Annotated in this window: 21 protein-coding genes and 1 other RNA gene; 10 read left to right on the forward strand and 12 right to left on the reverse strand. The window is 60.2% G+C overall.

The genetic code is table 11. The annotated features are described in order from the left end of the window. Positions 1–2: 2 nt before the first annotated feature. From hisC to gyrA, 5 genes are all read right to left on the reverse strand, one after another. The gene (hisC, locus tag KY494_RS11310) at positions 3–1,109 is read right to left on the reverse strand and encodes a histidinol-phosphate transaminase (protein WP_219890991.1); all 1,107 of its coding nucleotides are present in this window, start codon (positions 1,107–1,109) and stop codon (positions 3–5) included. A gap of 224 nt (positions 1,110–1,333) precedes the next feature. Further along, complete coding sequence (pheA, locus tag KY494_RS11315) at positions 1,334–2,404, reverse strand: prephenate dehydratase (protein WP_219133270.1); 1,071 nt, start codon at positions 2,402–2,404, stop codon at positions 1,334–1,336. An 82-nt stretch (positions 2,405–2,486) separates the two neighbouring features. Next, positions 2,487–3,578, reverse strand: a complete 1,092-nt coding sequence (gene serC / locus KY494_RS11320; protein ID WP_219890992.1) for a 3-phosphoserine/phosphohydroxythreonine transaminase — start codon at positions 3,576–3,578, stop codon at positions 2,487–2,489. Between the two features lie 27 nt (positions 3,579–3,605). Then, positions 3,606–4,190: a DUF2059 domain-containing protein gene (locus KY494_RS11325; protein ID WP_219890993.1), complete on the reverse strand. Its 585-nt coding sequence runs from the start codon at positions 4,188–4,190 to the stop codon at positions 3,606–3,608. A 142-nt stretch (positions 4,191–4,332) separates the two neighbouring features. Further along, complete coding sequence (gene gyrA, locus KY494_RS11330) at positions 4,333–7,011, reverse strand: DNA gyrase subunit A (protein ID WP_219133267.1); 2,679 nt, start codon at positions 7,009–7,011, stop codon at positions 4,333–4,335. A 264-nt stretch (positions 7,012–7,275) separates the two neighbouring features. On the opposite strand from gyrA, the gene KY494_RS11335 reads away from it, so the two are divergent. The 6 genes from KY494_RS11335 (at position 7,276) to KY494_RS11360 (ending at position 11,056) form a co-directional block, all read left to right on the forward strand. Further along, positions 7,276–7,503: a hypothetical protein gene (locus KY494_RS11335; RefSeq protein WP_219890994.1), complete on the forward strand. Its 228-nt coding sequence runs from the start codon at positions 7,276–7,278 to the stop codon at positions 7,501–7,503. Positions 7,504–7,667: 164 nt separating this feature from the next. Next, the gene (ompA, locus tag KY494_RS11340; protein WP_219133265.1) at positions 7,668–8,378 is read left to right on the forward strand and encodes an outer membrane protein OmpA; all 711 of its coding nucleotides are present in this window, start codon (positions 7,668–7,670) and stop codon (positions 8,376–8,378) included. A 127-nt stretch (positions 8,379–8,505) separates the two neighbouring features. Continuing rightward, a complete protein-coding gene (ubiG, locus tag KY494_RS11345; RefSeq protein ID WP_219133264.1) occupies positions 8,506–9,201 on the forward strand; it encodes a bifunctional 2-polyprenyl-6-hydroxyphenol methylase/3-demethylubiquinol 3-O-methyltransferase UbiG in 696 nt (231 codons plus the stop codon). Positions 9,202–9,269: 68 nt separating this feature from the next. After that, positions 9,270–9,974, forward strand: a complete 705-nt coding sequence (locus KY494_RS11350; RefSeq protein ID WP_219890995.1) for an HAD family hydrolase — start codon at positions 9,270–9,272, stop codon at positions 9,972–9,974. Between the two features lie 83 nt (positions 9,975–10,057). Then, positions 10,058–10,418, forward strand: a transfer-messenger RNA (tmRNA) gene (gene ssrA, locus KY494_RS11355). A gap of 335 nt (positions 10,419–10,753) precedes the next feature. Further along, on the forward strand, positions 10,754–11,056 hold the full coding sequence (locus KY494_RS11360; RefSeq protein ID WP_219133262.1) for an HNH endonuclease: 303 nt from the start codon (positions 10,754–10,756) through the stop codon (positions 11,054–11,056). Between the two features lie 97 nt (positions 11,057–11,153). On the opposite strand, the gene KY494_RS11365 is transcribed toward KY494_RS11360, so the two are convergent. After that, positions 11,154–11,423, reverse strand: a complete 270-nt coding sequence (locus KY494_RS11365) for a hypothetical protein (RefSeq protein ID WP_219890996.1) — start codon at positions 11,421–11,423, stop codon at positions 11,154–11,156. A gap of 205 nt (positions 11,424–11,628) precedes the next feature. On the opposite strand from KY494_RS11365, the gene KY494_RS11370 reads away from it, so the two are divergent. Further along, on the forward strand, positions 11,629–12,078 hold the full coding sequence (locus KY494_RS11370) for a hypothetical protein (RefSeq protein WP_258194805.1): 450 nt from the start codon (positions 11,629–11,631) through the stop codon (positions 12,076–12,078). An 82-nt stretch (positions 12,079–12,160) separates the two neighbouring features. Here KY494_RS11370 and KY494_RS11375 read toward each other — a convergent pair whose 3' ends face one another. From KY494_RS11375 to KY494_RS30020, 4 genes are all read right to left on the reverse strand, one after another. Continuing rightward, positions 12,161–12,610, reverse strand: coding sequence for a GTP pyrophosphokinase (locus KY494_RS11375; protein WP_219890997.1), 450 nt, complete (start codon positions 12,608–12,610; stop codon positions 12,161–12,163). 13 nt (positions 12,611–12,623) lie between these two features. Further along, positions 12,624–13,469 (reverse strand): hypothetical protein, encoded by an 846-nt coding sequence (locus KY494_RS11380; RefSeq protein ID WP_219890998.1) that lies wholly within the window; start codon positions 13,467–13,469, stop codon positions 12,624–12,626. 128 nt (positions 13,470–13,597) lie between these two features. After that, positions 13,598–14,656, reverse strand: a complete 1,059-nt coding sequence (locus tag KY494_RS11385) for a diguanylate cyclase (RefSeq protein ID WP_375143472.1) — start codon at positions 14,654–14,656, stop codon at positions 13,598–13,600. Further along, positions 14,649–15,200 carry a hypothetical protein gene (locus KY494_RS30020; protein WP_308836434.1) on the reverse strand — a complete coding sequence of 184 codons (552 nt, stop codon included), beginning with the start codon at positions 15,198–15,200 and terminating at the stop codon, positions 14,649–14,651. Before KY494_RS30020 ends, KY494_RS11385 begins: the two co-directional genes overlap by 8 nt. Positions 15,201–15,440: 240 nt before the next feature. Here KY494_RS30020 and KY494_RS11390 point away from each other — a divergent pair, with 240 nt between their 5' ends. Both KY494_RS11390 and KY494_RS11395 read left to right on the forward strand, forming a co-directional pair. Continuing rightward, complete coding sequence (locus KY494_RS11390; protein WP_219890999.1) at positions 15,441–15,905, forward strand: penicillin-insensitive murein endopeptidase; 465 nt, start codon at positions 15,441–15,443, stop codon at positions 15,903–15,905. Position 15,906: 1 nt separating this feature from the next. Then, positions 15,907–16,275: a hypothetical protein gene (locus tag KY494_RS11395; protein ID WP_219133255.1), complete on the forward strand. Its 369-nt coding sequence runs from the start codon at positions 15,907–15,909 to the stop codon at positions 16,273–16,275. A 42-nt stretch (positions 16,276–16,317) separates the two neighbouring features. On the opposite strand, the gene KY494_RS11400 is transcribed toward KY494_RS11395, so the two are convergent. Both KY494_RS11400 and KY494_RS11405 read right to left on the reverse strand, forming a co-directional pair. Continuing rightward, positions 16,318–16,824, reverse strand: coding sequence for a type II toxin-antitoxin system YhaV family toxin (locus KY494_RS11400; protein ID WP_219891000.1), 507 nt, complete (start codon positions 16,822–16,824; stop codon positions 16,318–16,320). Further along, complete coding sequence (locus KY494_RS11405) at positions 16,821–17,150, reverse strand: type II toxin-antitoxin system PrlF family antitoxin (protein ID WP_219891001.1); 330 nt, start codon at positions 17,148–17,150, stop codon at positions 16,821–16,823. The genes KY494_RS11400 and KY494_RS11405 overlap by 4 nt, the downstream gene beginning before the upstream one ends. A gap of 214 nt (positions 17,151–17,364) precedes the next feature. Between KY494_RS11405 and KY494_RS11410 the strand changes: the two genes are divergently transcribed. Beyond that, positions 17,365–18,519 (forward strand): sensor histidine kinase KdpD, encoded by a 1,155-nt coding sequence (locus KY494_RS11410; RefSeq protein WP_219891002.1) that lies wholly within the window; start codon positions 17,365–17,367, stop codon positions 18,517–18,519. The last annotated feature ends 37 nt before the right edge of the window (positions 18,520–18,556 follow it).

Consider the following 18,556-nt stretch of genomic DNA (forward strand, 5'->3'; position numbering starts at 1 on the left):
CGTCAGGCCAGCGCTTTCGTCAGCGCGGCGATGAAGATGGCGTTTTCCTGCGGCAGGCCGATGGAAATGCGCAGCCATTGCGGCAAGCCGTAGCTGCCGACGGGACGCACGATCACGCCCTGCTGGAGCAGCGCCAGGTTGACTCGCGCGCCCGCTTCGTCATCGTCGCCCACTTTCACCAGCACGAAATTGCCGTGCGACGGCACGAATTCCAGGCCCAGTTGCGTGAACGCTTCGGTGAACTGCTGGTAGCCGGCCGCGTTGTTGCGCGCGCTTTGCTCGAGGAAGGCCTTGTCGTTCAGGGCGGCAATCGCCGCCGCCTGCGCCAGCGAGTTGACATTGAAAGGCTGGCGGATGCGGTTCATCAGGTCCGTCAGCACCGGCTGGGCGATGGCGAAGCCGATGCGCAGGCCGGCCAGGCCGTAGGCCTTCGACAGGGTGCGCGAGACCACCAGGTTCGGATACTGGCGTACCCACGCCGTCGATTCGTACTGCTCGTCGGCCGACAGGAATTCGTTGTAGGCTTCATCCAGCACGACGACGACGTGCGCCGGTACTTTCTTAAGGAAGGCTTCCAGCTGCGCGGCCGTCAGGAAAGTGCCGGTCGGGTTGTTCGGGTTGGCGATGAAGATCAAGCGCGTATCGTCGGCAATCGCCGCCGCCATGGCATCGAGGTCATGGCCGTAGGCTTGCGCCGGCACGACGATGTGGCGCGCACCCAGGCCTTGCGTGGCCAGCGCGTACACGGCAAACGAATACTGCGAGTAGACCACGGATTGACCATGCTGCACGAACGCGTGCGCGGCGATTTCCAGGATGTCGTTGCTGCCATTGCCCAGGGTGATCCAGTCGGCCGGCACGTCGTAGCGCTTGGACAGCACGGCTTTCAAGTCGAAGCCGTTGGCGTCCGGGTAGCGGCCCAGGTCATCGATGGCGGCGAGCATCGCCTGCTTCGCCGATTCCGGCATGCCGTACGGGTTTTCATTCGACGCCAGCTTGACGATGGCTGCCTCGTCGAGGCCGAATTCGCGCGCGACTTCCGCGATCGGTTTGCCGCTCTGGTAAGGGGCGATGGCGCGGACGTATTCTGGACCGATATTTTTAGACATGGTGTTCTTTAAAAGTTGGTGAATGATTAGGCTGGTGGCTGTTGTTGGGTTACGCTGCGCTAACCCAAGCTACAGCCTACCGTGGTTGTTTGTTGGGTTACGCTGCGCTAACCCAAGCTACAGCCTACCGTGGTTGTTTGTTGGGTTACGCTGCGCTAACCCAACCTACGGCTTATTGTAGGTCGGATTAGGCCGCAGGCCGTAATCCGACACCACCGTCGGCGTCACAGACTGACCGGATACGACCCCAGCACCTTGAAAAACGCCGCATTGCTCTGCAGCTCGGCCAGCGCCTGGGCGACGGCAGCGTCGTGCACATGGCCTTCCACATCGACATAGAAATAATACTCCCAGCTGCCCATGCGCGCCGGGCGCGACTCGAAGCGCGTCATCGACACGCCGTGCTTGGCCAGGGGCGCGAGCAACTGGTACACGGCGCCAGCCTTGTTCGGCACGGCCAGCACCAGCGAGGTCTGGTCCTTGCCCGACGGCGCCGTCTGCAAGGTGCCCACGACGGCGAAGCGCGTGCGGTTGTGCGGGTCGTCCTGGATATGGCCCTTGACCACGCCCAGCTTGTACTGCGCGCCCGCCAGCTCGCTGGCAATGGCCGCCACCGTGCCATCTTCGCCGGCCAGGCGCGCCGCCTCGGCGTTCGAGGCCACGGCGCGGCGCTCGACGTGCGGATAATTCTGGTTCAGCCACACCTGGCACTGCGCCAGCGCCTGCGAATGGGCACAAATGGCGGTGACGCCATCCATGTTGCCGCTCTTCGTCATCAGGCTGTGGTGCACGGCAATGGCGACTTCACCGCTGATGATGAGACTGGTCTGCAGCATCATGTCCAGGGTGCGGTTGACGGCGCCTTCCGAGGAATTCTCGATCGGCACGACGCCAAAGTCCGCCGTTCCCGCCTCGGCGGAGCGGAACACTTCGTCGATGGACGCGCACGGCAAGCCTTCGACGGCGCTGCCGAACTGCTGGTACACGGCCTGTTCGCTGAAGGTGCCGGCCGGGCCAAGATACGCCACGGTGACGCGCTTTTCCAGCGAGCGGCAGGACGACATGATTTCGCGGAAGATGGTCTGCACTTCGCGGTCGCCCATGGGGCCGGGATTGCGCTCGGCCACGCCGCGCAGCACTTGCGCTTCGCGCTCGGGACGGAACACGGGCGCCTGCGTCTCGGCCTTCACGTGGCCCACCTGCTGGGCGATTTGCGCGCGGCGATTCAGCAATTCGAGGATTTGCGCGTCGATCGCATCGATCTGTTCGCGCAGCGGTTTCAATTTATCGGTCATGGTTGTTTGTTTCGTCAGCTGTACTTCAATCATGGCCGCGCGGCCTGCGCCGGCGGCGGGCCGGCGCGGTCGTCTAGGCGACTCAGCGTCCGGCAAACTCGTTCAGATAATTCACTAAGGCTTGCACGCCCTCGATCGGCATCGCGTTATAGATCGATGCACGCATGCCGCCGACGGACTTGTGGCCCTTCAGTTGCAGCAGGCCGCGCTGTTTCGCGCCGGCCAGGAATGCGTCGTTCAAGCTTTCATCGCGCAAATAGAACGGGATGGTCATGCGCGAGCGGTATGCCGGCTCGACCCGGTTCTGGTAGAAGTCGTCCGCATCGAGCGCCGCGTACAGCAGCGCCGCTTTGTCAATATTACGCTGTTCCATGGCTGCCACGCCACCTTGGCGTTTCAGCCACTGGAAAACCAGGCCGGCGATATAGATGCCGTAGGTGGGCGGCGTGTTGTACATCGACTCATGTTCGGCCACGATGGTCCAGTCGAAAGCGGACGGGCAGATCGGCAGCGCCTTGCCCAGCAAGTCTTCGCGCACGATGACCAGGGTCAGGCCGGCCGGACCGATATTCTTTTGCGCGCCGCCGAAGATCACGCCGTATTGCGACACGTCGATCACGCGCGACAAAATGTGCGAGGACATGTCGGCCACGATGGTGGTCCCTGCCGGCACGTCTGGCGCCTGCTGGAATTCCACGCCGTCGATGGTTTCATTGGTGCAGATATGCAGGTAGGCGGCGCCCGGCGTCAGCTTCCACTCGGCGACCGGCGGCACACCCGTGAAACGCGTGGCCTTGGACGATGCGGCCACGTTGACGTTGGCGTACTTGGCCGCTTCCTGGATCGATTTGCCCGACCACGAGCCCGTATGCACGAAGTCGATGGTGGCCGGCTGCCGCGCGGCCAGGCCCACCAGGTTCATGGGGATGATGGCGTTCTCGCCCAGGCCACCACCCTGCAGGAACAGGATCTTGTAGTTCTCGGGCACGACCAGCAGTTCGCGCAGGTCGGCTACCGCCTGTTTGTAGATGGAGATGAATTCGGGACCACGGTGGCTCATTTCCATCACCGACATGCCACTGCCATGCCAATCGAGCATTTCGGCGGCCGCTTGCGCCAGCACTTCCTTGGGCAGGACGGCGGGGCCGGCTGAAAAATTGTAGATATGGGTCACGATACGGTCCTTGGCAAAATGGGAATCTTATTGGGGCGACTGCGTGGCCGCCCGCATGACCTGGTCAAGCACGGCATTCACGCGCGGGATCAGCACGCGCTGGCTGATGGCCATCGACTCGGCCGACAGTTGCGGCATGGTGGCCAGCATCTTGCGGCCCAGCGGCGTCTGGTAGAAGGCCGTCAGCTGCTCGACTTCCTGCACCGTGTAAAAGCGCGCGTACAAGGGCACCATTTCGGCGCTCAACTCGTCGATCAGGGTCGGGTCGGCCAGCACCTGCGTCAGGGTGGCGATGGCGACGGGGATTTCTTCCTCGGCGCTGGCCAGCGCGCGCGCCTTGCGCTGCTCGTCCAGCTTCGGGTTGCTGCTGATTTGCTGCTGCGCCGACTGGCGGATCATGGCGGGCACCGATTGCAGCATCTGGTCGAAGATGCTGCGCGTCAGTTGCGGGAACTGCATCGCGTCGAGCATGCGCCGCACGGCCACTTTCATGGCGGGGCTGGGCGCGGCCTGGCGCGCGGGCGTGGCTTGCGCACTCTGGGCCAAGGCCGGCAGCGTGGCAAGGAAGGCCAGCGAAAACGCGGCGAAGAAGGTGGCGACGATTTTTCTCATGGCATGCGGGATGTTGAATGAAGGGTAAATGGGCTGCGGCCGGGAGGCTTGTCGGCTTAAGCCCTTTGGGCTAAGCCGACCTACGGGCCTAACAACTGGTGCGCCAATAGCAATTGGGGCTCCCGAAAGAGCCCCAATCATCTTACTCCGGCTGGGCCGGATCGACAGGATCGGCTGGTTCAGCCGCTGCCGGCGCAGGCGCGGCGTCCGCCTCCGTCGTCAGCTCGACTTCGTCGATATCCGTTTCCACCACGCGCTGCAGGCCGGACAGCTTGGTGCCGTCTTCCACGGCGATCAGGGTCACGCCCTGCGTCGCGCGGCCCATCTCGCGGATTTCCGACACGCGGGTGCGGATCAATACGCCACCGGTGGTGATCAGCATGATTTCATCGCTGGTATCGACCAGGGTCGCGGCAACCACTTTACCGTTGCGCTCGCTGGTCTGGATGGCGATCATGCCTTTCGTGCCACGGCCATGGCGCGTGTACTCGGTGATCGGCGTGCGCTTGCCGTAGCCGTTTTCCGTGGCCGTCAGCACCGACTGCTGCTCGTTCTCGGCCACCAGCAGGGCGATCACGTGCTGGCCTTCTTCCAGGTTCATGCCGCGCACGCCGCGCGCCGTGCGGCCCATCGGACGCACATCGTTTTCGTCGAAGCGCACTGCCTTGCCCGAATCGGAGAACAGCATCACGTCGTGCTGGCCGTCGGTCAGCGCCGCGCCAATCAGGAAGTCGCCGTCGTCCAGGTCGACCGCGATGATGCCGGCCTTGCGTGGATTGCTGAAATCCTTCAGCGGCGTTTTCTTGACGGTGCCGAGGCTGGTCGACATGAACACGTAATGATCTTCCGGGAACGTGCGGTTCTCGCCCGACAACGGCAGGATCACGGTGATCTTTTCGTTGTCCTGCAGCGGGAACATGTTGACGATCGGCTTGCCGCGTGAATTGCGCGAGCCTTGCGGCACTTCCCACACCTTCAGCCAGTACATGCGGCCACGATCCGAGAAGCACAGGATGTAGTCATGCGTATTGGCGATGAACAGCTGGTCGATCCAGTCTTCCTCTTTGGTCGCCATGGCCTGCTTGCCGCGTCCGCCGCGCTTCTGCGCGCGGTATTCGGAAATCGGCTGCGCCTTCATGTAGCCGGTGTGCGACAGGGTCACGACCATGTCTTGCGGCGTGATCAGGTCTTCCGTTTCCAGGTCGGTCGCGTTCAACTCGATCTGCGAGCGGCGCACGTCCTTGTTGCCGGCGCCGTATTCGTTCTTCGCCGCCGTCATTTCATCGGTGATGATGACGGTGACGCGTTCCGGCTTGGCCAGGATGTCGAGCAAGTCGGCGATATGTTCCATCACGTCCTTGTACTCGTTGACGATCTTGTCCTGTTCCAGGCCGGTCAGGCGCTGCAGGCGCATCTGCAAAATTTCCTGCGCCTGGTCGTCCGACAGCTTGTACAGGCCATCGGTCTGCATGCCGTAGTGCTTCGGCAGGTTTTCCGGACGGTAGGCATCGATGCCGCCTGGCGTCGTGCCGTCGCCCGTGCGGGCCAGCATTTCGCGCACGACGGACGAATCCCAGGCCTTGGCCATCAGCTCGACCTTGGCGATCGGCGGCGTCGGCGCGGCCTTGATGATGGCGATGAAGTCATCGATATTGGCCAGCGCGACAGCCAGACCTTCGAGCACGTGACCGCGTTCGCGCGCCTTGCGCAGTTCGAACACGGTACGGCGCGTGACCACTTCGCGGCGGTGCGACAGGAAGCATTGCAGCATCTGCTTGAGGTTCAGCAGCTTCGGCTGGCCATCGACCAGGGCCACCATGTTCATGCCGAAGGTGTCTTGCAACTGGGTCTGCTTGTACAGGTTGTTCAGCACCACTTCCGGCACTTCGCCCCGTTTCAGCTCGATCACCACGCGCATGCCCGACTTGTCGGATTCGTCGCGAATGTCGGAAATGCCGTCGAGCTTCTTGTCGCGCACGTTTTCGGCGATGCGTTCCAGCAAGGACTTCTTGTTGACCTGGAATGGCAGCTCGTCGACGATGATGGCGATGCGGCCGCCATCCTTGCCGTATTCTTCGAAGTGGGTCTTGGCGCGCATGACCACGCGGCCGCGGCCCGTACGGTAGCCGTCGCGCACGCCCGACACGCCATAGATGATGCCGGCGGTAGGGAAATCGGGAGCGGGAATGATCTCGATCAATTCATCGATCGTGCATTCCGGGTTGCGCAACACATACAGCGCGCCGTCGATGACTTCGGTGATGTTGTGTGGTGGAATATTCGTCGCCATGCCGACGGCGATGCCGGACGAGCCATTGATCAGCAGGTTAGGGATACGCGTCGGCAAGACCGTCGGTTCCTTTTCCTTGCCATCGTAGTTGGGCTGGAAGTCGACGGTGTCCTTGTCGATATCGGCCAGCAGCTCGCCGGCGATCTTGTCCAGGCGGCACTCGGTGTAACGCATCGCCGCGGCGCCATCGCCGTCGACGGAACCGAAGTTGCCCTGGCCATCGACGAGCATGTAGCGCAGCGAAAAATCTTGCGCCATGCGCACCAGTGTGTCGTAGATCGAGGCATCGCCGTGGGGATGGTACTTACCCATGGTTTCGCCGACCACGCGGGCGCACTTGACGTAAGGGCGGTTCCACACGTTATTCATTTCATGCATCGCGAACAAGACGCGGCGGTGCACTGGCTTCAAGCCATCACGCGCATCGGGCAAGGCGCGACCGACGATCACGCTCATGGCGTAATCGAGGTAGCTCTTGCGCATCTCTTCTTCGAGGGAAATAGGAATTGTTTCTTTTGCGAATTGATCCATTGGCGGTTCGACTGATCTCAGGCTGTGGTTAACTTATCTGTTACGCAATGTATGACGCAATACTGCATATCCTGGGTGGCTGTCGTCGTGGACGCCGCACCGCGCGCTGCTGGCCCGGCCCGGCTTCCATGTCGCAGAGTGCCCGAGCAAATCGGCGGGCTGGCGGCACGGTCAGTACGCGTACCGCAGGGGTACGTCCTGGCCATGCAGTGCCGCCGTGGGCATTTGCTCGACACTCTTGACAGTCAAGCACACGATTTTAGCATGCGCGCCCAGCTACCTGTACAAATTGGCCATGCCGACAATATTGTCAGATTGCACCAGGGCCGCGCACGCCGGCCGGCCGATAATGCACAATGGCAATATCAGTTCAATACGCCTGCCCTTCAAAGTGGCAAAAAAAACGATCAATTGTTACAGATGCGTTACAAATGGGCATTTTCGTTGCGCAAAAACAACGCGCGGTCTAAAATCGGGCAAGCTTTGATTTAACCACCGTCGTGTGCCCCTGATGCGTGTGGCAAAATGACTGGGAAGTTAATTGCTAGTTTCGCAATCTGAAACGAGCGCATATGGTCTACATGATAAAATCTTGGCACGTAGCACCAGTAGCGCAGTGTTGTTCTGCGGATATCACCCCCCGAAAGGAAAAAAGAATGAATAAATTTGTAACGCTGTTTTTCGCTGCATCCGCAGTGATTGCTGGCTCGGCTTCGGCCCAAACCCCAACCTCCCCACCATTCGCGCCAGTTACCACTGACATCAAAGCACCAAGCCCGAAAAGCGCTTACGTGCAAGATGCCCGCGGCGTGATCGTGCGCGATCCATTCGGTCTGTGCTGGCGCACCGGCTACTGGACACCTGCTGACGCAGTGCCAGGTTGCGACGTGCCACTGTGCGTAGAGCCAGAAACCCTGCAAGACGGCAAATGCGTGGCTCCACCAGCGCCAGTCGTACCAGCACCGGCACCAGTCGTTGTCGTACCAGTACCAGTCGTTGTGGCTCCTACCTCGGAAAAAGTCAGCTTCGCTGCTGATGCATTCTTCGATTTCGACAAAGCTACGCTGAAGCCAGAAGGCAAAGCCAAGCTGGACGAGCTGACCGCACAACTGGGCGGCATCAACCTGGAAGTCATCATCGCTGTGGGTCACACTGACTCCGTCGGCACCGATGCTTACAACCAAAAACTGTCGGTACGTCGTGCTGATGCTGTCAAAGCCTACCTGGTCACCAAAGGCGTTGAAAGCAACCGCGTGTACACCGAAGGCAAAGGCGAGAAACAACCTGTTGCTGATAACAAAACTGCCGAAGGCCGTGCGAAAAACCGTCGCGTGGAAATCGAAGTTGTTGGTACCCGCAACAAGTAATAGCTGAGCCCCTGGACTTGCCGCAAGTCATCGCGCAAGTCAAGGACAGCATGAAAAACCCCGCCAAGGCGGGGTTTTTTTTCGTCCGTGGCTGCCCGATTGTAAAATTGCCGCTATTATTCGACCTATGAACGCCGACCCTCTCGAAATCCAAAAATTCAGTGAGCTGGCCCACCGCTGGTGGGACCCCACTTCCGAGTTTCGTCCCTTGCACGAAATTAACCCCCTGCGCCTGGAATGGATCAACGCGAAAGTGCCGCTGGCCGGCAAGCGCGTGATCGACATCGGCTGCGGCGGCGGCATCCTGGCCGAATCGATGGCCCGCAAGGGCGCCGACGTGACGGGCATCGACCTGTCCGACAAGGCCCTGAAAGTGGCCGACCTGCACAGCCTGGAATCGGGCGCCAAGGTACGCTACAAGCTGATCGCCGCCGAAGCCATGGCCGAGGAAGAGCCGGGCCAGTACGACGTCGTGACCTGCATGGAAATGCTCGAGCACGTGCCGGACCCCGCCGCCATCGTGAAAGCCTGCGCCACGCTGGTCAAGCCGGGCGGCCACATCTTCCTGTCGACCCTGAACCGCAACCCGAAAGCGTACCTGTTCGCCATCCTGGGCGCCGAGTACCTGCTGCGCCTGCTGCCGAAAGGCACGCACGACTATGACAAATTCATCACCCCATCCGAACTGTCGCAATACGCGCGCAACGCCGGCCTGGACGTCAACAGCATGCGCGGCATGGGCTACAATCCGCTGACCAAGATTTACTCACTTAATAGCGATACCAGCGTCAATTATCTGGTGGCCTGCACCCGGCCGCTGTAACCATCACGCACAATACAAGGCGGCTGCGGCCGCCATTTTTCATTCTTACTTGACACCTTTTGCCCGCCATGATCACAGACCATCTGCCAGCCCCGCGCGCCATCCTGTTCGACCTCGACGGCACCCTGGCCGACACCGCGCCCGACCTGGCGGCGGCCATCAATCTGCTGCGCGCGCGCGCCGGCCTGGCGCCGACCCCGTATGACATCCTGCGCCCCACCGCCTCGGCCGGCGCGCGCGGCATGATAGGCGCGTCGTATGGCGTGCAACCTGGCGAAAGCGGCTACGAAGCCCTGAAAGACGGCTTCCTGAACAATTACGAAGCGGCCCTGGCCGTGGAAAGCCGTTTATTCGACGGCATCCCCACCCTGCTCGATGGCCTGCAAGCACTGGGCCTGGCCTGGGGCGTGGTCACCAACAAGGCGGCCCGCTTCACCGACCCGCTGGTGGGCCAGATCGGCCTGGGCGGCGCCGGCTGCGTGATCTCGGGCGACACCATGGCGCACCCGAAACCGCACCCCGCCCCCCTGCTGGAAGCGGCGCGCCGCCTGGAGCTGGCGCCGCAAGACTGCTGGTACGTGGGCGACGACCTGCGCGACATCCAGGCCGGCCGCGCCGCCGGCATGCGCACGGTCGCCTGCGCCTGGGGCTACTGCGGCCCCGTCGAGCCACAACACTGGAAGGCCGACCACCTGCTGGACACGCCGCTGGCCCTGCTCGAACTGGTGACTGGCGTGGTGAAGGCGGCGCAGGCGCGGCAGTTGGCGGCATAAATCGGCCTCCTCTTGATCTGGCGCGCCAACAAACGAATGCATCATGCAAGAGTGTGAAGATTGCGCTACAATGAAGGTTCTGTGGGGACGACCTGGTTTCGACGTGGGTTGCAAAGCAGCGCAGGGCATACCGAGGGCGGGCTACCTCGTAAATACAACCTGAAAAAACTTAACTGCAAACGATAACTCGTACGCACTGGCAGCTTAATTGCTGTTAGCTCTAGAACACCTCGTCCCTGGGGTGGGCCGTTAAAAGCTCTAGAGTCATTTACAGGGACTCGTCTGATGCTGGGTTACTTAGCGTCCGACTAAATAATAGGTAACTCGCTTGCCCATAACGTGCACATCCGTGCTGGCTGAGTTAAATTAAATGATAGTGCTAAGTATGTAGAACTGTCTGTGGAGTGCTTGCGGACGCGGGTTCGATTCCCGCCGTCTCCACCACTGAATAAATAAAAGGGCTTCCCCGTTTTGGCGGGGAGGCCCTTTTTATTTATTCCATGCATGCAGAACGCGGGCAGCGCATCCGCGTCCGGTACGGACGGGGGGGTTTTGCGGGGCCTTCGGCGAGCGCAGCTCGGCGCCGCAAAACCGGGTTGCGCTTGCAAGCGCACCCCCCTCCGATTCTTCTAGCCAAGTTTTGCGCCGCCGGCGGCTTTTCCTAACGACAAGCTTAGCGGCTCAGGCTGTATGCAAATGCCGGACCTGACCCTCGCTCCCTCGCTCCATCAAGGGCCAATGATATAGTGGCGGGAATGTATACACTGAAAGAAACCACCATGAAAAACGACGCAACCGCTCGCCCGCAAGCAAACCAGGCACCTGCCAGACTCAGCAAAGGGGACTTCGTCACCGCACTGCGCAAGCTGCTGCAGGAAGCAGGAAAGGCCGGCAAGACCGACGTGGACGTACGCGCTGCGACCCTGCACACCGACGTTGGCGTTTATCCCGCGCGCGGCCACTCGATGCCGACCTGTTGCACGGTGATGTATGAGGAGATGCAGCCGGGTGATGAGATACTGCTGGCGCCATCCGGCGGCAAAGGACCTACCCTGCTGGTACGGTATAAATTCCCGCGCTGAGAATCGCGATCTTAAGCTACTGATGGCGATTCAGAGCGGTAATCGGCCCCGTCCGCTTACGCCCCGAAGCGGTCATAGAACTACCGAAGTAGGCGGATCAATGAAGTGAATTCACAGCGTCCTGGATATCGTTGATCAACAATGCGAGATCGGCCTTGTCGCCGTGCATGTCGAGTTCACGAGTGGCAATCAATCCCATGGACAGCGGCCCTGGCGCTGGGTCGCAAGGACATCCGGACACAAATCCTTCGCACCAACCTGGTTGTCGCAGGATAGATTGTCCAGGCGGCCAGCCTTTCGCTGCCAGAGGCTGAATCTGCTGAATAGCTGATTGAATCTTCCACAAGAGCATTATTTTATCTTCCATTTTTCTTGCACGCACGCACGAGTGAGTGAGTAAGCGCTTGTGGCTGCGGATTCAATCGGTGGTCGCAACCCTCCCCGATTCCTCCGGCCAGCTCTTGCGCCGCAGGCGGTTTTTCCTGTGGCCGGGCACCAAACCAATATGGAAATTAGTAAATATGCTATATTTATTAATTGCGGAAACCTGACCTTTCACGGCCGGTGAAATCATGCGCAAGGGTGACCGACAAGCCATGGCGGCGCGATCTGAATGTATTGCCACAGAAACCCTCACCATGAAAATTGCCCGCCTCCTCTCCTCCAGTTTCCTCGTTCTGGCCGTGGCCCTCGTCGCTTATGGCCTTTTCGGCTTCTCCCGTTTTGCCTGGTACACCGGCGCCTACTACGATGAGCACATGATCTTGTTCGACCACGGCTTCCATCCTTTTGCATGGGGTATCGCGCTGCTGCTGATGGGGCAGATGGCCCGCTTGCAGCAGCGTCGAGCGGCGATGCTGCTCGCCGCCGGCACCGCCCTGGTGCTCCTTCTCTGGAAGCGTGCAACCGTGCCTGAGGCCATCGCCAATCAGCAACTTTTCCCCGGTCCTGATTTACTGGAGGGACTGATTGTTACCGCTGTCGTGGTCATCATCCTGGCGCTGATAGACCGTCCCGTCTAGCAGGCCATCCGTAAGGCACTTGATCGTAGCCGGTGACCCCGGGGGCAAGCCTGCCATTCATACACAATTCCGCACGCAAGAATTATTGCTGCGATATCAGTTGCTTGATCGCCCTCCGATATTTCTCTATCCTCTCCAGATCCTTCTGCGTCGGCGCCCCTATCCTCGACAAGTCGCTGTTTTCCGCCAGATCCGCCAGCTTGACGGCCTTGCCCACCGGATCGAGGGCCGCGCGGGCGATGAAATCCTCATACGACTCGCCCTCGACCTTGGTCACGGCGCGCACACCGTCGATGACTTCCTGGGAAAATCCTTCGCGCACCAGGTCGTCGAAGGTGACTTTGCCGTCGCTGTCTTCCACCACGTCATGCAGCACGGCGACAATCTGCTGGACGCCGGGAGCGACGCGCAGCATGACGCGCAAGGGGTGGAGTATGTACGGCGCGCCGCCCTTGTCCGTCTGGCCGGCATGGGTGGCGGAGGCGATTTCAATCGCGCGCTCCAGGGTGGCGCGTCTTGCGGGTTCACTCATGTTCACTCCTTGTTCACTCCACTTGGATTGATGTGCCCGTTGCGCGCCAGCCACGGCGCTGCAAGTGACAGACGCTGCTGCACAGCACGGCTGGCAACAATAAGTTGAGGACCGGTATGAGCATCAGCAAACACAACAGCAGACCCAGCGCAAGGATCGCCGGGCGCTGCTCGCGGCGCAACGCCGTTTCTTGTTCCATGCTGAGCACCTCTGCGGCCGCCGCGCCGTAGATCATTTGCACATTCCAGGCCAGCAAGTACGAGATCAGCACGCACATCGCACACACGGGAATTAACAGGGAAAGCAGCAGCAACAGGCGCCGCCGCCAGGCGGGGCGCGCGGTGGATGCATCCAGGCCGGCCGGCGCTTGCCACGCAACATAGCGGCGCGCCGCCACAGCCTTGGCGCGCTCCAGCAACAACCAGCGCAGCGGCAAGCGCGCCGTGCCGATGGCGCCGACGATAAAGACCATCACATAGAAAAAAGCAGCCAGCGCCAGCAGCGCCAGGGCGATCTGGCCGATCGACAGCAGGGCCTTGGCGGCGCTGCCCAGGCTACCGGCGATATTGCCCATCTGCGAGAGCGTGGCAGGCCCGTTGGCGAGTGTCCCGACGCCATCCATCACGCCCAGACCCAGCAAGCCCGTGACGGACACCAGCGCCAGCATGGCGCTCAGCTCGACAAAAAAACGACCGAAGCAGCCATACAGTCCCAGCCACAGCGCCACGACCGCCATGCACCACAGCGCGGAGCGCCACCACAAGCCCGCATGACGCGCATCGCGCAGTCCCAGGCCAATGCACGTGAAAGCTTCCCGCCAGGCCAGCAGCCAGGTTTGCAATGTTTGTGTCACGCTCAAGCGTACTCCGCAATGAAGGGGCGGATACGTCGATCCGGATCTTGCCGATTCTACATGGACGAGGCTGGCGCACGCGCCACTCAGGACGCAGCACCAAGCTGACGATGGCCCTCAGCATTCAAAAATCGCTATCGAAACGCAAAAACAGCCGCAAGCTGCTCGGCACTTTCGCATGCAGACTCATAACAGACCTGATTTCTCCCGGCTGCCTTGGCCTTGTACAAGGCCTTATCAGCGAGCTCAATCAATTCCACTGCCTGATTTTCCAGATGCACTGGCGTAAACGCCGCCACGCCGACGCTGACCGTCACCACGCCAAGAGGATTGCCCCGATGCTCGATTCCCAGCGACTGCACGGCATGGCGAACGCCTTCCGCCACCGCCAAGGCGCCAGGCAGATCCGTACCGGGCAATAAAATGACCAGCTCCTCGCCACCGTAGCGCGCAGCAAGGTCGCCCGGTCTGCGCATGCTATAGGCCACCACACTGCCAATTTTTCTCAAGCACTCGTCACCGGCCACATGGCCATAGATATCGTTGTATTGCTTGAAGAAGTCGACATCGATCAAGACCAGTCCCAGAGCGCTTTTTTCACGCTGTCCACGGCTGAACTCGGCAAGCAGCGACTGATCGAAATGGCGCCGGTTCGCCAGCCCCGTCAATCCATCCTGACTGGCAAGGCGGGCCAGGGTTTCATTGATCAATTCCAGCTCATTACGCGCCGCGACCAGCCCCGCCTCGCTCTTGACCCGCAAATCGATTTGCCGCACCACGCGGTAGCCGATGAAGGCAATCAGCAATACCAGTACGCCGCCCACGGCATTTTGCATCACCGTATCGAGGCGCCACGCAGCAAGCACTTCATCCTGTGACAACGCGGCAGAGACCACCAGCGGGTATTCCTCGATTCTGCGGTAGCTATTGATACGCGTCACGCCATCGACCCGCGACTTGATCACGGCCGTGCCAACCGGGCTTTTGGGCAAATAATCATGAAATACCGGGAATTGCGAGATATCGCGTCCCAGCAAGCTCTCATCGAACGGCCGCCGCAATAAAAGAATGCCCGCTCCATTCGCAATGAAAATGGCGCCTTTTTCCCCTATCGAAAAACGTTCGTAAAACTGCCTGAAATAATTCATGTTGATGGTCGCCAGCACCACGCCGCCGAAACTGCCGTCAGGCATATTGATACGCCGCGATACCGTGACGATCCAGTGCCCCGTTGATTTGCTGCGCACGGGGGGGGCCGACATAAGGCCCCCGGTCATCATGCGTTCGATGGTATTTGAAATAATCTCGATCGGAATTATTCAGATTGCTCAACAGCGTTTTCTGGGAGTTCACCCGCCAGCTGCCATCCTTGGCATAAATGAAGATGCCGTGTAACTGGGGCAGCTCGCCGACACGGGTGACCAGCAATTTATGGATACGGTCCAGTTCAAGGTCGGAGACACCATCTGTCTCCACCCGCTCCACCAGTCCGACCAGCACCGTATCGGCCTCCTTGATGGTGTCATAGGCATGCTGCGCAACGGATTGCGCCAGATTGGCGCTTTCACGGGCAGCTTCATTGAGCTGCACTTCCCGTGCGCGCAAGGTCATCCATAACTGGAGCGCCAGCAACGACAGGCACACCAGCACGACAAATGAGATGGCCAGCGGCAACAAGGAGAATTCCCGGTAGCCAGCTCCCAACAGGCGTGACGGCAAGCTGCGTGACCTGGTCATGGATTAACTCCCGGTTTGATATCCAGTGAAGTGTGCACCAAATAGGCAGCGACATATTCACACATCGTCACAAAAGATATAAAAAAGCTACCGCGACACTGGCCGGGCAACGTGTTCTTCCCGCCATGGCGGCGGTGAATCCTGTTCCAGCCCGCAATTGTTTGCGGAAGCGCAATCCCAGATGGAACGGAATGCGAAACAATGCCAGCTCCCACACCGTTGCGCCTAGCGGAGTCGACCATGCTTGAAGTTCAGCCCAGGGATAAGCGCGGTTTTTTTATCCTGCCCCAGGCTCCGGAAGGTGCCGGGTATTACGTCTATGGCACTCCCGGCAGGGGGGCGGGCCAGTACGCGCATCCAAACATGATGATGGCACTGCTGTATGTGGAGCGCGAATGGCAAGCGATCGATACACGAAAATTTGGCATCGGCAACATCAGTCTGGCTAACGGCACTGCGTATGGGGAACACTCAACGCACAAATCCGGCTTGGAGGTAGACATTCGTCCACTGCGCAAGGACGGCCTTCAACTCCCTGTTTATTGGTATGACAAAGACTACGATCAAGCCGCGACGGCAAAGCTCATCGCACTTTTTCGCGCCCATGCCAGTGTACGCCGGGTGCTGTTTAACGATACCGGCATTCCATTCGTGACGCCATTCAAAAATCACGACCATCACTTTCATCTGGAACTGAGAGCTTGACATGAAAAAACAGTGGGCTCTGGCGTGGGGCGCCTTCACCCTGTTTTCACTGGCTTATGCGGCTAGCGACAGCGACTGGGGCGAATACAAACCTTTCAAGGGTTCTTATCTGATGTATTCAAATACCTTGGGCGAGCAACAGCCGCCCACACCGCATGACCGCAAGATTTCTTTCATGGTCACGGGGACCGTGGCCAAGGACATGTTTGACTCCATGGGGCCGGACTCGAAAGAGCGCTGCAGTTTGGAGAAAGGCTATCGGCAGCGCGACAAGGAAAATGTTTCCTGCGTCCGGGATCATGACGGCTATAGGTGCCACTTCGGATTTAACCTGCGCAGTGGCAAAAGCATTGCGGGATCGATTTGCTAGATCGCCTGGGGTGACCGGGGCCTTAGCTCAGCCAATCCTGCACTAATCCCCAGTGAGTGCAAACAGGCTCCGCAGGCGCGCGCCCTCCACCCTGGCTTCCGCCAGCAGCATATTCCAATCATCGGGCGGGCGCCCTCCCTCCAGCATCTTGCGGAACACCCGGTAAGCGTCGTCGCTGCTCTCATAGGCACGCTTGCTGTCGTCGTCATTAACCCATGCAAACACGAGTACCCTGGCAGCTGCGTGATAGCGGAAGAACAGTCTGTATTGCTGGAAAAACTTGGCCCGGAACCAGTGTTTATGCGCATCGCCGAGAGTACCGCCTTGCCGATACTCGGGGCGTGTGGGATCTTGTGGAATGACATCGAACGCCAACTTGGTGATAGCGGCCAGCCGCTTGCTGGCGTTCTTCTTCACGTAGCCAACCGGATCCTTCTGCTTGAGCGACTCGACCTGCAGAACCAGCGCCTCAATCTGCGCAAGGAATAGAGGATGGACAAAGACTGTCCATCCGTGAATGACCAGCGGCGCAGTCTGGCCTGTGCTCATTCATCGTCTGCCGGCAACGCAGCATCGAGCTCGACTTCGATATCACCTACCAGCGATCGCAGGCGCTGGACGAGGGTAGCATCCACAGCCATCAGACGTTCCGGATGGCTGGCGAGGTCGCGTGCCAGGAAGCCCAGGAACTGCCCCAGCACCGGGTCATTGCCTGCAGAAGCGTCGGCGCGCGTCATGACCACTTCGCCATTCGGGCGAACGGAGTAGTGGATCTTGTCCCGCTTGCCCAAACGCAAGGCGCGACGCACGGTTTCCGGCACAGTGGTCTGGTAACGGTCGGTCAGCGTGGATTCGATGTCGTGGGAAGCGGACATGATGCTCTCCGGTCAAAGATAGGAATACTTGCATGGTAATGCGATTGCATTACCAAGTCAATGCAGTCACGCACCTTGAGTTGTCGCATTCCATCCGCCCCCCGCGGAAGAGGCCGGATATTACCTATATGACACCTGGAGCAGGCGCGCATTACCCCATCCCTCACCTCAACAGCGTACACTGGCTCCTCTTCCATCACCGCATTGGTTCACAGTGAAACTATCACGCTTTATTACCGGCCATCTGGAGCCGATCCTGGAAGAGTGGGAACTCTTCGCCAGGTCGCTTCCCATTCCTGGCACCGCCATCTCGAAAGCCGAATTACGCGATCATGCAAAGCAGATGCTGGAAACCATCGTGCGCGACATGGATGTCATCGAGAACGCGGCGCAGCGGAAAAAGAAATCAACCACGGGCGTGTCGGAAATAGCGGGCAAGGAAACGGCAGCGGCCACGCATGGCTCGCTGCGCCAGCAGATTGGCTTTACGCTGCCGCAACTGACGGCGGAATTTCGCGCGATGCGGGCCAGCGTCCTGCGCCTGTGGATGGCACAGGTGTCGGTGACATCGAAAACGGCGACGCAAGACATCTTGCGCTTCAATGAAGCGATAGACCAGGCGCTACAGGAATCGACCATACGCTATTCGCAGCAGAGCGACCGCACCCGCAACACCTTTCTCGCCATCCTCAGCCACGATCTGCGCAGTCCGCTGAGCACGATGACGATGGCCGGTGCGCTGCTGAGCAGACCGAGCGCAAGCTCGTCTTCCACGTTACAGATCGGGGCACGGGTTGCCCGCAGCGCGGCCACCATGACAACCATGGTCAACGATCTGCTGGAATTTGCCAGGACGCAACTGGGGGGACGCATGCCCATTTCGCCCAGCCTGGGCGACCTGGGGAAAATCTGCAAGACAGCCGTCGAGGATGCCTCGGCCGCTCACCCGCAGTGCAAATTTGAACTGAACACCACGGGCGAGATGATCGGCGACTTCGATGCGGCCCGCCTGGCCCAGCTGTTTTCCAATTTGCTCAACAATGCCGCGCAATATCGCAGCGACGACCAGCCGGTGAGCATCACGGCCTGCGGCGACGCCGATACGGCCGTGGTGCAAGTGAAGAATTTCGGCCGCCAGATCCCGGAGGCTTCGCTAAAGAGCATTTTCGATCCCCTGGTACAACTGGCCATTTCCGACGATCACAAGGCGCCCAACGCCACCAGTATCGGCCTGGGTCTGTTTATCGCGCGTGAAATCGCCAGCGCGCACGGCGGCACCATCGGCGCCGAGTCCAGCCTGGAATCGGGCACGGTATTTACCGTGTGCCTGCCCAGGGTGTGGCGGAACGAGGGAGCGAACGGCGGCTAGCCGCGGCCACCGGAGAAGACGATCTCCTCTGCCGGGA

The sequence above is a fragment of the Janthinobacterium sp. PAMC25594 genome (genome assembly GCF_019443505.1).
Classification (GTDB): Bacteria; Pseudomonadota; Gammaproteobacteria; order Burkholderiales; family Burkholderiaceae_D; genus Janthinobacterium.